Raw genomic sequence first — 15,603 nt, forward strand, 5'->3', positions numbered from 1 at the left:
AAGCGCCGCTAAGCTTTCGCCACCCTCACAACCGGGATTTCCCGTCATGCGCTCGACAATCCGCCTGTTTGCCCCGCTATTGCTGCTACCCACGCTCGCCGCACCGGTATTCGCGGCCACGGCCGCGCCCGTCAGCCCGAACTGCGGCGGCAGCACGACGCCGATCGCCGACATCCAGGGGCCGGGCGCGCCGTCGCCGCTCGCCGGCCAGAACGTGTCGATCGAAGCGGTCGTCACCGCCGATTTCGGCGGCACGGACGGCTTCGGCGGCTTCTTCGTCCAGCAAGCCGACGCGCAGCGCCGCAACCAGCCGGGCGTATCGGAAGGGCTGTTCGTCTATGCGCCGAAGGCGCGCGCGCAGGCCGGCGATCTCGTGCACGTGACGGGCAAGGTCGAGGAAAAGTACGGGCAGACGCAGCTCACGCTGGCCGGTGCGATCGCGGTGTGCGCGAACGGCCAGACGGTCACGCCCGCGACGCTCACGCTGCCGGTCGACAACGCGAACGCGTTCGCCGCGTATGAAGGGATGCGCGTGCGCCTGCCGCAGACGCTGACCGTCACCGACAACTACGAGCTCGGCCGCTACGGCAGCGTGATGCTCAGCAACGGCCGCCTGCGCACGCCGACGAGCGTGGTGCTGCCGTCGCAGGCGCAGACGCAGATTGATGCGAACGCGCGCAACCGGCTGATCCTCGACGACGGCTCGAACAAGCAGAACCCGGGCACCGTGCCGTATCCGGCGCCGGAGCTGTCCGCCGCGAACACGCTGCGCTCGGGCTACACCGTGCGCAACGTCGAAGGCGTGCTCGAGGTGCGCTACGGCGCGTGGCGCGTGCAGCCGCTGCCCGGCGCGGCCGTGCCGGCGTTCGACAAGCGCGAGAACCCGCGCACCAATGCGCCCGCGCGCGATCCGAAATCGAACCTGCGCGTCGCGTCGTTCAACGTGCTGAACTACTTCAACGGTAACGGCGTCGGCGGCGGCTTCGACGATCCGAACAACCGCGGTGCGAAGAACTACGAAGAATTCCAGCGTCAGGAAGCGAAGATCGTCAGCGCGCTGAAGGCTCTGAACGCCGACGTGATCGGCCTGATGGAAATCCAGAACAACGGCTACGGCGAACTGAGCGCGGTGCGTCAGCTCGCGGCGAAGCTCGGCAGCAACTGGCGCGTCGTCGATCCGGGCGTGTCGCGCCTCGGCGGCGATGCGATCACCGTCGCGATGATCTACGACAGCCGCGCGGTCGAACCCGTCGGCCGCGCGTCGACGCTCGCGATCGACGACAAGAACCGCCAGCCGCTCGCGCAATCGTTCCGCCGCATCGGCGGCAAGCAGGCGCTGACGATCGCGGTCAACCACCTGAAGTCGAAGAACTGCCCGGACGCGACGAACGACGATCTCGACCAGGGCGACGGCCAGGGCTGCTGGAACCCGACGCGCACGCGCGCGGCGGCGAAGGTGGCCGACTGGCTCGCCGGCACGCCGACGGGTGTCGCGGGGCAGGGCGTGCTGATGATCGGCGACTTCAACAGCTACACGCATGAAGACCCGATCCGCCTGCTCGAGTCGCGCGGCTATCGCAACCTCGTGTCGCGCTGGATCGGTGAGAACGCGTACAGCTACGTGTACAACGGTGAAGCCGGCTATCTCGACCACGCACTGGCATCGCTGCCGCTCGCATCGCACGTGAAGGCCGTGCACGAATGGCACATCAACGCGGACGAGCCGCTCGCGCTGCAGTACACGCTCGCGTACAAGTCGGCGGATCAGCAGAAGACGTACTACGCGCCGGATGCCTATCGCTCGTCGGATCACGATCCGGTGCTGATCGACATCGCGCTGCCGGGCGGCGGGAACTGATCGCCGGCCGAACACGATCGAAGACACGCGTGCGGCGTAGCCGCACGTCGTCGCGCGAGCGGTGGCGATGACGCAGCATCGCGCACTGCCGCTCGCGCGGCGCCTCTCCCCATGCATCACGTGTCCGGCGCAGGATTGCCCGAGCGCAATCCGAAATGCGCGGAACGAATGATCGCCTCTTCATTGCAATACCGCGCGTATTGCATCTCGATGCCGCCCGGACCGGACGGCCGATTTATTCGGACGGCATGTAAATAATTCCGTATTTCGATTTGGTGAATTATTCGGATCGGTATTTTGTGGGTGGCGATGGATTTTATTCGCCGTGCCGGGCTAATCGAAATGAGATAATTAAAATGAAAGAAAAATCAGCTCGATTCGATGCGGCTGCCGACCCGGCGCACCGGCCTGAAAAGCATTGCGCGGCATGAGGGAAAGTGCGTGAATTCCAGCGCATGGGGCGGATATGACGCATCGAATTCGAACAAACGTTTTTCTTTCAAATTCAATACACTGGCCGCCGTTTGCATCATAAGAGAATTTTTAATATCAGAATGATCTTTGACAACGCGGCGCAGCACCGCCTATTTTTGTCATGTCGTAAATTTTGGTAATAAAAAAGTCGTCAGAACTGCAAGGGGGCGGCGTCCACGCATCATTCTCCGCCAGCAGTTTGCTGTCTCTGTATCAAGTTCAGTCTCTCGAAGAAGTCCCATCCCCAACCGCCGTCTGCCGACCGTGCAACGCGAGTGGCGGGTACGCCTGCGCGCGTTGCGCCGGCGATGGCGGCCTGTGTGAAGCGGTATCCGACCCAACACAAGGATAGAGGCATGAAACCAGACAGGAGCAGTACCGGCAGCCGCCGCGAACGTCGCGGCCGGCTGGCCGGGCTAGGCGCATTGACCGTCATCACGCTGGTGCTCGCAGGCTGCGGCGGCGACGATTCGTCGTCCGTCGGCGCGTCGAGCCTCGCGCAGACCACCGCCAGCCAGCAGGCGAGCGCGCAGGCGGCCGGCGGCCAGACGCCGGCGGCCAACCAGCCTTACGTCGACCCCGTCGCCTATTCGATGAATGCGACCGACAGTCTCACGGCCGCGCAGGTCTCGGAGAAGGCGGCCGTGATGCATTACCAGTGGAAGTCCGGCGGCACGACGGTCAACTACACGACCACCACCGGCCACCTGACCGCGCAGGATGCGAGCGGCAATGCGGAAGCGTCGATGTCGTACGTCGCGTACACCGCGCCGAGCACGAACGGCAAGCCGCGCCCCGTCACGTTCGTCTATAACGGCGGCCCCGGCTCGTCGTCGATCTGGCTGCGGCTCGGCTCGTTCGCGCCGACGCGCGTCGCCACGCCCGATCCGCTGTTCGGCAACAACTGGCCGAACTATCCGCTCGTCGACAACACCGAAAGCCTGATCGACACGACCGACCTCGTGTTCATCGACCCGCCCGGAACCGGGCTGTCGGAAGCCGTCGCGCCGAACATGAACCAGAAGTACTGGGGTTCGGATGCGGACGTCAACATCATGCGCGACTTCATCCAGCGCTACCTGAACGTCAACAGCCGCAACACGTCGCCGATCTACCTGTACGGCGAGTCGTACGGCACGCCGCGTACCGACATGCTCGCACTGGCGCTCGAATCGGCCGGCGTGCATTTGACGGGGATCGTGCTGCAATCGTCGATCCTGAATTACTTCGCGGACGCAACGGAAGCGGTGGCGATCACGCAGTCGACCGAAGGGTTGCTGCTCGACACCGATACCGTGGCCGGCTATCTGCCCGGCTATGCGGCGGTCGCGGCGTACTTCAACCAGGTGTCGCCGGCGCCGGTCAACCAGGATCTGTATGCACTGCAGACCGAGCTGGTCACGACGCTGATCTACAACCAGCTGCAGAAGTACTCGCAGTCGTGGGTGTTGAGCCAGCTCGGCATTCCGGATGCGCTCGGCACGCCGGTCTTCCCGAGCGATGCGACGCTGAAGCTGTGGTCGTTGCCGTCGGGCATGACGCTGCAGGCGCTGCGCGGCTACTTCAACGCGAATCCGTTCGGCACGAGCCTGCTGCCCGGCACGACGATCGGCCGGTACGACGGACGCGTGTCGTTGCCGAACGCCGATCCGCGGCTGCAAACGGACGGCGATCCGTCGGACATCCTGATCTCGCAGCCGTTCACGAACGCGCTCGCGACGCAGATGCCCGATTACCTCGGCTACACCGCGCCGAACGCGACCTACGTGCCGTTGAACGACAACATCATCGGCCTGTGGGACTTCTCGCACGACGGCCAGCCGATGCCCGACACGATCCCCGATCTGCTTGGCGCGCTGCAGCTGAATCCGAAGCTGCATGTGCTCGCGGAAAACGGCTTCCACGATCTGGCGACGCCGTTCTTCAACACGGAGAAGCAACTCGCGCGGCTGCAGACGGTGAAGGGCCTGAACCCGAAGCTGCAAGTGAACTTCTTCCAGGGCGGGCATATGATTTATCTGGATGACGTGGCACGTCCGCAGATGAAGCGCGACCTGAAGACGTTCTACCAGGGCCGCCGGATTCCGACCGCGCTGACGCTGCGCACGCTGCCGCCGCCGTGGCCGGACGAGAATCCGGCCGGCACGCCGACCGGCAGCATTCCGGGCGCGACGGCCGCGACGACGCTGGCAACGGCACCGTAAACGACGGACTCCTTGTCAAAGGAACCCTCTATTCATCCATTGAATGCGAGCGATCATGTCCCTAATCCAATTGATGCGGCGTATGTCCCCGTTGATCGTCGTCGGTGCCGTGATGAGCAGCGCCTACGCACTACCGCCGCAGGCGGTGGCGCCGGTGAAGCTGCCACACGGCGGGCACGGCGTCGACGGTCCGTTCTTCCCTTCGACCCGCGTGGCGCCGGTGTTGCCGTCGACCGGCGCGACATTGCAGCAGCAGGCGCAACAGCGCGTCGACGCCAGGCTCGGCGGCAATACGGTGTTGAGCAATGGCGCGGCGGTGACGAAGGCGCAGGCGCAGAGCAACGGGCTGGGTTTCGTCGCGAAGCACTTCGACGAGATCGATGCGAAACACACCGGTCGCGTGACGATGAGCGATGTGAAGCAGTTCATCCAGCAGCGGCAGGTGCAGGCGCAGCAGGAACAGCAGGAGTGACGATGTCGTGGTGCGGCGTCGGGCGTGTGCGGACCGCACGGCCCGATGCCGCGCGATGATGAAAAAAACGGGCTGCCGAATGAACGGCAGCCCGTTTTTCATGCGCTCGCCCCGACACCGGATGAAGCCGGTCGCGGGGCGTCGCGTGTGACGCGTTGCGCGATCAGCCGTAGACCGGGAACCGCTTGGTCAGCTCGGCGACGAGCGTGCGCACGCGCTCGATCGTCGCTGCATCTTCCGGCGCTTCCAGCACGTCGGCGATCAGGTTGCCGACCGTCTCGGCTTCCGCCGGGCCGAAGCCGCGCGTCGTCATGGCCGGCGAGCCCAGACGGATGCCGCTGGTGACGAACGGCTTTTCCGGATCGTTCGGGATCGCGTTCTTGTTCACCGTGATGTGCGCTGCGCCGAGCGCCGCTTCCGCTGCCTTGCCGGTGATGTTCTTCGCGCGCAGGTCGACCAGCATCACGTGGCTTTCCGTATGGCCCGACACGATGCGCAGCCCACGCTTGACCAGCGTTTCCGCCAGCACGCGTGCGTTCTCGACGACCTTCTGCTGGTATTCCTTGAACTCCGGCGACAGCGCTTCCTTGAACGCCACGGCCTTCGCCGCGATCACGTGCATCAGCGGGCCGCCCTGGATGCCCGGGAAGATCGCCGAGTTGATCGGCTTCTCATACTCGGACTTCATCAGGATCACGCCGCCGCGCGGGCCGCGCAGGCTCTTGTGCGTGGTGGTCGTCACGAAGTCTGCGTGCGGCACCGGGTTCGGGTACACGCCCGCTGCGATCAGGCCGGCGTAGTGCGCCATGTCGACCATCAGGTAGGCGCCGACCGCCTTTGCGATCTTCGACAGACGCTCGAAGTCGATCTTCAGCGCGAATGCCGATGCGCCCGCGACGATCAGCTTCGGCTTGTGTTCGTGCGCGAGCTTTTCAGCGGCTTCGTAGTCGATGTCTTCGTTCTCGTTCAGGCCGTAGCTGACGACGTTGAACCACTTGCCCGACATGTTCACCGGCGAACCGTGCGTCAGGTGACCGCCGTGCGCGAGGCTCAGCCCCATGATCGTGTCGCCCGGCTTCAGCATCGCGAAGAACACGCCCTGGTTCGCCTGCGAACCCGAATTCGGCTGCACGTTCGCGGCTTCCGCGCCGAACAGTTGCTTCACGCGGTCGATCGCGAGCTGCTCGACGACGTCGACGTACTCGCAGCCGCCGTAGTAGCGCTTGCCCGGATAACCTTCCGCGTACTTGTTCGTGAGCTGCGAACCCTGAGCGGCCATCACGGCCGGGCTCGTGTAGTTTTCCGACGCGATCAGCTCGATGTGATCTTCCTGGCGGCGGTTTTCCTGCTCGATCGCTGCAAAGAGTTCGGGATCCACATTTTCGACGGTGCTGGTGGAGCGGTTGAACATGTCGTATTCCAATGGCAGATTGAGAAATGCCATGCCGGACGGCGTCCGTCATGGCGGGGGAATCTTGTCTTGCAAGGGATTCAGCGGGGCCGGATGCGGCATCGCGGCGGCCCGGCGGACGACGGCGGCGATCTGTCTCCCGGCGTCATATTTGAAAAGAGCGGCCCGGTTTGCGCAAGAACGATTGCGACAAATCGGTAGAACGCCGTCGGCACCAGCGGGTGTGGAATGGGCGAGGGGGATGCGGCGGTCGCGGGTGCGGGATTTGGGCGACAGACCGGATCGGCGAGGGGGCGCGGCTGGCGGGCACCGCGCGCCCGAGCGGGTCATGCGGTCAAGGAACCGATTCCGGCGCAGTGATGCGCGGCGCCGGCGAAGCTGGATTCGTCAGACGCAAGGGGGCCGCCCGGCCGCCGTCGGCCGGGCGCGTGGAACGGCAGGGCGGCCCGGTTCAGCGCGTGTCGCGCCGTTCGTTCGCCTGCGCCAGCCAGCGTTCCAGTGGATGTCTCGCCAGCAGCGATGCGAGGTCGATGGCGATTCCGGGCAGCCGCGGAAGTAACGCTTTCCATTTTGCCAACATGCGTTGCTCCTGAACGGTGCCGCGTGGGCACCTTGCCTGAACCGGGCCGCGCCCGAACCCGCGACTACAGCCCGAGCGCGGCCTTCGCCGCTGCCGGCCCATTGCCGCCGTCGAAGCTCGTCACGCCGCGCAGCCAGCCGTCGAGCGTGTCCGGATGCTGGCGCAGGTAGTCCCTTGCCGCGTCGGCGGGTTTGGCGCCGTTCACGACGGCCAGCATCATCCGGTTTTCCATCTCGGTCGTGAAGCGCAGGTTCGATACGAGCCGTCCGGCGTTCGGGCAACGCTGCGCATACCCGGTCGCGGTCAGCGTATAGACGCGCGCTTCCCCGTAGTTCGGGCCGAACGACGCGTCGCCGCCGGCGAGATACTGGATCGGCACCTGGATGTTCATCGGATGCGGCGCCCAGCCGATGAAGACCACCCATTTCTTCTCGCGCACCGCGCGCTGAACCGTCACCAGCATGCCGGCCTCGCTCGATTCGACCAGCTTGAAACCGCGCAGCCCGTACTGGTTCGTATCGATCATCTTCTGGATCGTCGCGTTCGCGCTGCTGCCCGGTTCGATGCCGTAGATGCGGCCGTCGAGCTCGGTCCGGTGCTTCGCGATGTCGTCGAACGACCGGAGCCCGCCCTGGTACGCATAGTCGACGGTGGCGAGCGTCTCCTTCGCGCCGGACAGATTCGGCGGCTCGAGCTTCACGAACGCATGCGCGTCGAGGAACGGCTGGATCTGCTTTTCCTGGATCGGCCACCAGTATCCGAGCGAGATGTCGATCTGCTTGCTCTTCAGCCCGGCGAACGAAATCGGCACCGACGAGATCGTCGTGGCCGGCCGGTAGCCGAGACTCTCGAACAGCAGCGACGCGACGGCCGTGGTTACCGTGATGTCGGTCCAGCCGATGTTCGACAGCCTGACGTCGCGGCACGTCGCGTCGTCGCGGGCCGATGCGACGGCGGGCAGCGTACAGGCAAGCGCCAGCATCCCGGACGCGTAGACGTTCTTGAGCCTCATGCGTGAACCCCTGTTCGTGTGTTGTCGAGAAGCGACCGCGTCGTGCGGATCGCGCAGTCGATGCATGCCCCGATGCTAGCGAGCCGAATTGCGCCGCATTCGTCCAAAAGCGACATCGAGATAGCGGATCCGGACACCCGTGCAGGCGTCGCGGGGCCGCGCTCGCTTGCCCCAGTTTTTTCGGCCCATTTGGCTTTTATTTCATCGTTTGCGACGTCATGCACCGATGCGTAGATTTCGCATCAGAGCAGATTTCTCCCGCTTGAATCCCTAGTTCAACCCTTCAGGAGCGCGTCATGAGCGAATGCCTTGCGCAAACGGATATCGACCTCGCCGGCCACGGGTTCAGGATGCACGACGTCGCCGCATCGTCCACCCTCAATGCCAGGTGCTATACGGATCGGAAGTACTTCGATGTGGAAATGGCGTCCGTCTTCCAGCGCAGCTGGCAGTGGGTGTGCCACGTCGAGAAGGTCCGCGAGCCCGGTGCGTACTTCGTCGCCGATGTCGCGGGCAGAAGCATCGCGATCGTGCGCGACCGGAGCGGACAGTTGCGTGCGTTCTACAACGTCTGCAAGCACCGCGCGCATCACCTGCTTTCCGGCGAAGGCAAGGCGCGGGTGATTACGTGCCCGTACCACGCCTGGAGCTACAACCTCGACGGCGGGCTCCGGAACGCGCCGATGACGGAAACGCTCGTCGACTTCCGGAAGGAAGAGATCTGCCTGTCGCAGGTGCAGGTCGAGGAATTCTGCGGCTTCGTCTACGTCAACATGGACCCGCATGCCGCGTCGCTCGCGTCGCAAGGCGGCGACCTGCAGGCGGAGATCGAACGGTTCGCGCCGGACGTCGGCGAGCTGACGTTCGCGCGCCGGCTGCAGTTCGACATCAAGTCGAACTGGAAGAACGTGGTCGACAACTTCCTCGAGTGCTATCACTGCCCGACGGCGCACAAGGATTTCGTCAGCCTGCTGCAGTTCGATACGTACAAGGTCACGACGCACGGCATCTACTCGAGCCACATGGCCAAGGGCGGCAATGCCGGCAACACGGCCTACAGCGTCGAGGGCGCGACGTGCGACGACCACGCCGTCTGGTGGGTCTGGCCGAATACGTGCCTGCTGCGCTATCCGGGGCGCGCCAACTTCCTGGTGCTGAACATCATCCCGGTGGCGCCCGACCGCACGATCGAGACCTACGACTTCTACTTCGCGTCGGCGGAGCCCACGCCGCAGGAAATCGAAGCGATCAACTACATCCGCGACGTGCTCCAGCAGGAGGACATCGATCTCGTCGAGAGCGTGCAGCGCGGCATGTCGACGCCGGCATTCGAAAGCGGCCGGATCGTCAGCGATCCGCAGCAATCGGGGATGAGCGAACACGCGCTGCATCACTTTCACGGGCTGGTGCTGCAGGCGTACCAGACCGTGCTGAAGTGACGCGCCCGTCGCACAGCCGCATCCGCAGCTTCAACCATCCGCATTCACGAGGTTCCTGACATGTCGAACAGCATCATCATCACTTGCGCGGTGACGGGCGGCATCCATACGCCGACGATGTCGCCGCACCTGCCGATCACGCCCGCGCAGATCGCCGCCGAATCGATCGCCGCTGCGGAGGCCGGCGCATCGATCATCCACCTGCATGCGCGCGATCCGGAGACGGGGCGGCCCACGCCCGATCCGAAGGTGTTCATGAAGTTTCTGCCGGTCATCAAGGCGAACAGCGACGCGATCATCAACGTGTCGACGGGCGGCGGTCTCGGCATGACGCTCGAGCAGCGTCTCGAAGCGGCGCTCGTCGCGAAGCCGGAGATGGCGTCGCTGAACTGCGGGTCGCTGAACTTCGGCATCTTTCCGATGCTGCAGAAGCACGACACATGGCAGCACGACTGGGAGCCGGCGTTCCTCGACATGACGCGCGACTTCGTGTTCAAGAACACGTTCAAGGACATCGAGTACACGCTGCGCGAGCTCGGCGAAACGCATGGCACGCGTTTCGAGTTCGAGTGCTACGACCTCGGGCATCTGTACAACCTCGCGTACTTCGTCGACAAGGGGCTGCTGAAGCCGCCGTTCTTCATCCAGATGATCTTCGGGATCCTCGGCGGCATGGGCGCGGACACCGACAACCTGAGCCATCTGCACAGCATCGCGCAGCGCCTGTTCGGCGACGGGTTCGAATGGTCGGTGCTGGCGGCCGGGCGCAACCAGATGAAGTTCGCGACGCAGTCGGCCGTCATGGGCGGCAACGTGCGCGTCGGGCTCGAGGACAACCTGTACATCGATCGCGGGCAACTGGCCGCGTCGAACGCCGATCAGGTGAGGAAGATCCGGCGCATCGTCGAGGAGCTGGGCTTCACCGTCGCGACGCCGGCCGAGGCGCGGGCCCGTCTGGGGCTGAAGGGTAAAGACCAGGTCGGGTTCTGATCGAGCCGACGCTATCGGTGAACATTCACGAGGTCGAGCAGTCATGCAAACGAAGAACCTGATCCACGGCGAACTGGTCAGCGGCGACGGCGAACCGCTGCCGGTCGTGAATCCCGCAACCGGCGACGTCATCACGCACATCGCCGAGGCGACGCGCGAGCAGGTGGACGCGGCTGTCGCGGCGGCCGCCGCTGCGTTCCCGGCGTGGTCCGCGACGCCGCCGGGCACGCGCGCGGCGTGCCTGCTCGCGCTGGCCGACGCGATCGACGCGCACGCCGACGAATTCGCGGCGCTCGAAGCGCTCAATTGCGGCAAGCCGCTGCATTCCGCCAGGAACGACGAACTGCCGCTGACCGTCGACGTCATCCGGTTCATGGCCGGGGCGGCCCGCTGCGTGTCGGGGTCGAGCGCGGGCGAGTACGTCGCGGGCTTCACGTCGATGATCCGCCGCGACGCGGTCGGCGTCGTCGGGTCGATCGCGCCGTGGAACTATCCGCTGATGATGGCCGCGTGGAAGCTTGCGCCCGCGCTGGCCGCCGGCTGCACGGTGGTCCTGAAGCCGTCCGAACTCACGCCGCTGACGACGTTGCGCGTCGCGGAGCTGGCGGCCGGCATTTTCCCGAAGGGCGTCGTCAACGTCGTCGTCGGGCGCGGCGCGACGACCGGCAATGCGCTGATCGACAACCCGCGGCTCGACCTCGTGTCGCTCACCGGCGGGCCGGCGACGGCCAGCCGGATTCTCGAGGCGTCGTCGCGGCACCTGATGCATACGCACATGGAACTGGGCGGCAAGGCGCCGGTGCTCGTGTTCGACGATGCGGACCTGGACGCCGTCGTCGAAGGGGTGCGCGGCGGGTCGTTCTTCAATGCGGGGCAGGACTGTGCGCAGCCGTGCCGGCTCTACGTCGAAGACGCGGTGTACGACCGGTTCGTCGCCGATCTCGCGAGCCGCGTGTCGTCGATCCGGCTCGGCGGCCCGAACGATCCGGCCACCGAAATGGGCCCGGTGATTTCCGAGCGGCATCGCCGGCACGTCGCGGGTTTCGTCGACCGTGCGCGCGAACTGCGTCATACGGAGATCGTCACCGGCGGGCAAGCGGTCGACGGCGACGGCTTCTTCTACGCACCGACGATCGTCGCGCATGCGCGGCAGGACGACGAGATCGTGCAGAACGAGGTGTTCGGCCCGGTCGTCTCGGTCACGCGCTTCAGCGGCGCGGAGCAGGCGATTCGGCTCGCGAACGACAGCAAATACGGCCTCGCGTCGTCGATCTGGACGCGCGACGTCGGGCGCGCGATGACGATCGCGTCGCGCCTGCGGTGCGGGATGACGTGGGTGAATGCGCACGGCATCGCGACGGCCGAGATGCCGCACGGCGGGATGAAGGCGTCCGGGTACGGCAGCGACATGTCGGTCTACGCGCTTGAAAACTACACCACCGTCCGTCACGTGCAGATTTCGCACGCGTAGACGAACAGGGCCGTGCGCGGATATCGAGCATCCACAGGGAGTCACCATGCAACATCGCACTGGAACGCTGGACCGCCAGCCGCTGATCGTGCGCGCGCTCGCCGACGAGGCGAACGGCATCCGCAGCTACGAACTGGCCCGCGAGGACGGCGGCGTGCTGCCGCCCTACGAGCCCGGCGCACATCTGGCGGTTCACCTGGGCAACGGCATCACGCGACAGTATTCGCTGTACGACGCGCCCGGCGCGCATGACCGCTACCGGATCGCCGTGCTGAAGGATCCGGCCAGCCGCGGCGGCTCGCGCTTCCTGCACGACGCAGTGGCGGTCGGCGAGCGGCTGCAGGTGAGCGGGCCGTACAACCATTTCCCGATGTCGGCGGACGCGACTTCGGCGTTGCTGATCGCGGGCGGAATCGGCATCACGCCGATCCTGTCGATGGCGTACCGCCTGCATCGGGACGGCCAGCCGTTCGAACTGCACTACTGCGCGCGCCACGAAAGCGATGCCGCGTTCGTCGCGCTGCTGCGCGACACAGTGGCGTTCCGCGATCGCGTGAACCTGTGGTTCGACGGCGGCGATCCGCGCAACGGTCTCGACGTGAAGGCGCTGCTGGCCGACGCGGTGGCCGGGCGTCACGTGTATTGCTGCGGGCCCGGCGGCCTGATGAACGCCGTCGAGCGGGCTGCCGCGCACTGGCCGGACGGTGCGGTTCATTTCGAGCGCTTTTCGGCGGCAACGCCGGCAGACGCGGAGAACACGGCGTTTCGCGTCGTGCTGCAGCGCGCCGGCGTCGAGCTCGACGTGCCGGCCGACCAGAGCATTCTTCAGGTGTTGAAGCACGCGGGCTTCAGCGTCGAGACGGTATGCGAACAAGGGATCTGCGGTGCGTGCCTGACCGATGTGGTCGACGGCGTGCCGGAGCATCGCGATCACATCCTGACCGACGACGAGAAGTGCGCGAACGACGTGATCGCGGTCTGCTGCTCGCGATCGAAATCGCCCCGGCTCGTGCTGGACCTTTGACTGGCCGGGATGGCCGGCGTGACCCACACCCGGCAAACGGCATTTCTATTCAGGATGGTGGAGAGCAATGAGCGATAAGCATGACATTCCGCACGGCATCGACGTCGTCGGCATTCTCGGGGCCGGCACGATCGGCGCGAGCTGGGCGGCGCTGTTTCTCGCGTCGGGGCTGGAAGTCGACGTGTACGACCCGTCGCCGGACGTCGAGGCGTTCGTGCGCGACTACGTGCGCCATGCATGGCCGAGCCTCGAGCGTCTCGGGCTCGCCGAACGCGGCAACCCGGACCGGGTGCGCTTCCTGCGCACGCCGGAAGAAGCCGTCGCGCGCGCGCAGTTCGTGCAGGAAAGCGTGCCGGAGCGCATCGAGATCAAGCACGAACTGTACGGCCGGATCGAGCGTCATCTCGACCCGCGCGCGATCGTCTGCTCCAGCGCGTCGGGCCTGCTCGTGAAGGAAATGCAGAACGGCTGGCAGAATCCGGGCCGCTTCATTCTCGGTCATCCGTTCAATCCGCCGCACCTGATTCCGCTCGTCGAACTGCTCGGCAACGAGCGCACCGAACCCGGCGTGCTGGAGCTGGCGGAGCGGTTCTACGCCGCATGCGGGAAGACCACGATCCGGGTCAACAAGGAAGTGCCCGGACACGTCGCGAACCGGTTGCAGGCGGCGCTGTGGCGCGAGGCGATCCATCTCGTCGTCGAAGGCGTGGCGAGCGTCGCGGACGTCGACAAGGCCGTGCATGCGGGGCCCGGGCTGCGCTGGTCGGTGATGGGGCCGCACATGCTGTTCAACCTCGGCAGCGGCGGGCATGGCCTCGGCGTGTTCTGCGAGCGGTTCGCGCCTTCGTTCCATCGCTGGTGGGACGATCTCGGCAACCCGAAGCTCGACGCCGAGACGATCCGGATCCTCGTCGAAGGCATCCGGTCGGAAGAGGACGACCGCAGCTTCCACGAGCTGGCGGCCGAGCGCGACCGGAAGATCGTCGAAGCGAGCCGGGCGATCAACGCGGCCGAGCATCCGTCGCGCGCGCTCGACGTCGTCGGCAACCGCAAGGTCGCTGCCCGGTGAGCGAGGCGGCGCGCGCCGGGCGTGGCGCGCCGCGCACGCCCGGCAGGTTGCGTGAAACCGCAAAGGATGAAGCCAGATGAGCGAAGAACCCGTCGTGTACGAAGGGACGGTGCTGGACGAGTGGATCGACTACAACGGGCACATGAACGAAGCGTGTTACGTGCGCGTGTTCAGCGAGTCGATCGACGGCCTGATGGACCATCTCGGGATCGATGCGGCCTTCAGGGCGCGCGAGAACGTGTCGATCTATACGTTGCAGACCGTCGTGCATTATCTGAAGGAGCTGCGGGCCGGCGAGCCGCTTGCCGTCACCGCGCGCGTGCTCGAATACGACAGCAGGAAGGTGCGGGTTTTCCTGACCATGTGCGATCCTTTGCGGCTGCATCGCTTTGCTACGATGGAAGCGCTGTTGCTGCACGTCGACATGGCGTCGCGGCGCAGCGGCGCGTTCCGCGCGGCGACGCTCGACGCGATCGACGCGCTTCACGCGGCCAGGCGACATGCGCCGTGGCCCGCGTGCGCCGGCGAGGGCATCGCGTTGCGACGCGAGCGCCGGCCGGCGGCATGAACGGCAGTATCCCCCCGAATTCGACGGAGAACGCGGCTGCCGGACGGCGAGGCGCGCCGTCGGAGCGGCCCGAATCAGACGTATCGGAATCGAGATGATCAATCGCACCAAGCATCTTCCGCCGCTGTCGTACCTGGCCGCCTTCGAGGCGGCGGCCCGGCACGAAAGCTTCACGAGCGCCGCCGACGAACTCTGCGTGACGCAGAGCGCGGTGAGCCGGCAGATCCGGCTGCTCGAGGAAACGCTCGGTTGTGCATTGTTCGTCCGCTCCCACAAGGCCGTTGCGCTGACCGACGCCGGCCGCAAATTCCAGCGGACCGTGAACGCGGCATTCGAACTGCTGGGCGCCGCCGCTTACGACCTGCGCGTGCAGGCGGGATCGTCGACGGTCACCGTGTCGACGGATCTCGCCTTCGCGTCGCACTGGCTGATTCCTCGCCTGCCGAAGTTCCGTTCCGAGCATCCGGAAATCGTGATTCACGTCGATGCGTCGGATGAGGACACCAAGCAGATCCGCAAGGGCGCGGATCTCGCCATTCAGTTCGGCGACGGCTACTGGCCGGCATGCAACGTGCGGTTCCTGCTCGAGGAAGAGATCTTTCCGGTCTGTGCGCCGGCCTATCTCGCCCGGCTCGGGCCGATGGCGGACGCGCGCGACTTGCTCGGCGCCACGCTGATCCATCTGGAGACCCGGCACTGGGACTGGATGGACTGGGCGACCTGGTTCGGGCACAACGACATCGTGCTGACCGAGCAACGGCAGGACCTGTACATCAACAACTACCCGGCCGTGCTTCAGGCGGCGATGGGCGGGCAGGGCATCGCGATGGGCTGGCGCTACCTCGCCGACGACATGCTCGCGTCCGGCGTGCTCGTGCGGCCCATCGAGACCTCCGTGCGTACCGGACGCGGCTTTCACCTGCTGCATCCGAGCGACCGCATGCTGACGCCGGAAGCGCGGGTGTTCTGCGACTGGATCGTCAGGCAGTGCGAGGGCTGACGCCCTCACTCGAACCATCTTGCACACACAG

Annotated in this window: 14 protein-coding genes; 10 read left to right on the plus strand and 4 right to left on the minus strand. The window is 65.8% G+C overall.

Annotated features, from left to right (window positions below; genetic code table 11):
* The first annotated feature begins 46 nt into the window (after positions 1-46).
* A complete protein-coding gene (locus tag BX604_RS31290; RefSeq protein WP_098554670.1) occupies positions 47-1,858 on the plus strand; it encodes an ExeM/NucH family extracellular endonuclease in 1,812 nt (603 codons plus the stop codon).
* 368 nt (positions 1,859-2,226) lie between these two features.
* Here BX604_RS31290 and BX604_RS38730 read toward each other — a convergent pair whose 3' ends face one another.
* A complete protein-coding gene (locus tag BX604_RS38730) occupies positions 2,227-2,439 on the minus strand; it encodes a hypothetical protein (RefSeq protein ID WP_143748156.1) in 213 nt (70 codons plus the stop codon).
* A 249-nt stretch (positions 2,440-2,688) separates the two neighbouring features.
* Between BX604_RS38730 and BX604_RS31295 the strand changes: the two genes are divergently transcribed.
* Positions 2,689-4,536: a S10 family serine carboxypeptidase-like protein gene (locus BX604_RS31295; protein ID WP_098554671.1), complete on the plus strand. Its 1,848-nt coding sequence runs from the start codon at positions 2,689-2,691 to the stop codon at positions 4,534-4,536.
* 82 nt (positions 4,537-4,618) lie between these two features.
* Entirely contained in the window at positions 4,619-5,008 is a 390-nt protein-coding gene (locus BX604_RS31300; RefSeq protein WP_244108659.1) for a 2-oxoglutarate dehydrogenase, read from the plus strand.
* Positions 5,009-5,171: 163 nt separating this feature from the next.
* On the opposite strand, the gene glyA is transcribed toward BX604_RS31300, so the two are convergent.
* The 3 genes from glyA to choX all read right to left on the minus strand — a co-directional run bounded on the left by glyA (position 5,172) and on the right by choX (position 8,011).
* Entirely contained in the window at positions 5,172-6,419 is a 1,248-nt protein-coding gene (gene glyA, locus BX604_RS31305; protein ID WP_098555161.1) for a serine hydroxymethyltransferase, read from the minus strand.
* Between the two features lie 451 nt (positions 6,420-6,870).
* Positions 6,871-6,999: a hypothetical protein gene (locus BX604_RS39830; protein ID WP_257146480.1), complete on the minus strand. Its 129-nt coding sequence runs from the start codon at positions 6,997-6,999 to the stop codon at positions 6,871-6,873.
* Between the two features lie 64 nt (positions 7,000-7,063).
* Positions 7,064-8,011: a choline ABC transporter substrate-binding protein gene (gene choX, locus BX604_RS31310; RefSeq protein ID WP_098554673.1), complete on the minus strand. Its 948-nt coding sequence runs from the start codon at positions 8,009-8,011 to the stop codon at positions 7,064-7,066.
* Positions 8,012-8,307: 296 nt separating this feature from the next.
* Here choX and BX604_RS31315 point away from each other — a divergent pair, with 296 nt between their 5' ends.
* The 7 genes from BX604_RS31315 to BX604_RS31345 all read left to right on the plus strand — a co-directional run bounded on the left by BX604_RS31315 (position 8,308) and on the right by BX604_RS31345 (position 15,572).
* On the plus strand, positions 8,308-9,450 hold the full coding sequence (locus BX604_RS31315) for an aromatic ring-hydroxylating oxygenase subunit alpha (protein WP_098554674.1): 1,143 nt from the start codon (positions 8,308-8,310) through the stop codon (positions 9,448-9,450).
* Positions 9,451-9,510: 60 nt separating this feature from the next.
* The gene (locus tag BX604_RS31320; RefSeq protein WP_098554675.1) at positions 9,511-10,440 is read left to right on the plus strand and encodes a 3-keto-5-aminohexanoate cleavage protein; all 930 of its coding nucleotides are present in this window, start codon (positions 9,511-9,513) and stop codon (positions 10,438-10,440) included.
* A 43-nt stretch (positions 10,441-10,483) separates the two neighbouring features.
* Complete coding sequence (locus BX604_RS31325; RefSeq protein ID WP_098554676.1) at positions 10,484-11,911, plus strand: gamma-aminobutyraldehyde dehydrogenase; 1,428 nt, start codon at positions 10,484-10,486, stop codon at positions 11,909-11,911.
* Between the two features lie 46 nt (positions 11,912-11,957).
* Positions 11,958-12,935 (plus strand): PDR/VanB family oxidoreductase, encoded by a 978-nt coding sequence (locus tag BX604_RS31330; RefSeq protein WP_098554677.1) that lies wholly within the window; start codon positions 11,958-11,960, stop codon positions 12,933-12,935.
* 67 nt (positions 12,936-13,002) lie between these two features.
* The gene (locus BX604_RS31335) at positions 13,003-14,004 is read left to right on the plus strand and encodes a 3-hydroxyacyl-CoA dehydrogenase NAD-binding domain-containing protein (protein WP_098554678.1); all 1,002 of its coding nucleotides are present in this window, start codon (positions 13,003-13,005) and stop codon (positions 14,002-14,004) included.
* Positions 14,005-14,080: 76 nt separating this feature from the next.
* Positions 14,081-14,572: a thioesterase family protein gene (locus BX604_RS31340; RefSeq protein WP_098554679.1), complete on the plus strand. Its 492-nt coding sequence runs from the start codon at positions 14,081-14,083 to the stop codon at positions 14,570-14,572.
* Positions 14,573-14,666: 94 nt separating this feature from the next.
* Complete coding sequence (locus tag BX604_RS31345; RefSeq protein ID WP_175803164.1) at positions 14,667-15,572, plus strand: LysR substrate-binding domain-containing protein; 906 nt, start codon at positions 14,667-14,669, stop codon at positions 15,570-15,572.
* The last annotated feature ends 31 nt before the right edge of the window (positions 15,573-15,603 follow it).

Origin of the sequence: Burkholderia sp. JKS000303 (genome assembly GCF_002563755.1) — a bacterium.
Classification (GTDB): Bacteria; Pseudomonadota; Gammaproteobacteria; order Burkholderiales; family Burkholderiaceae; genus Burkholderia; species Burkholderia anthina_B.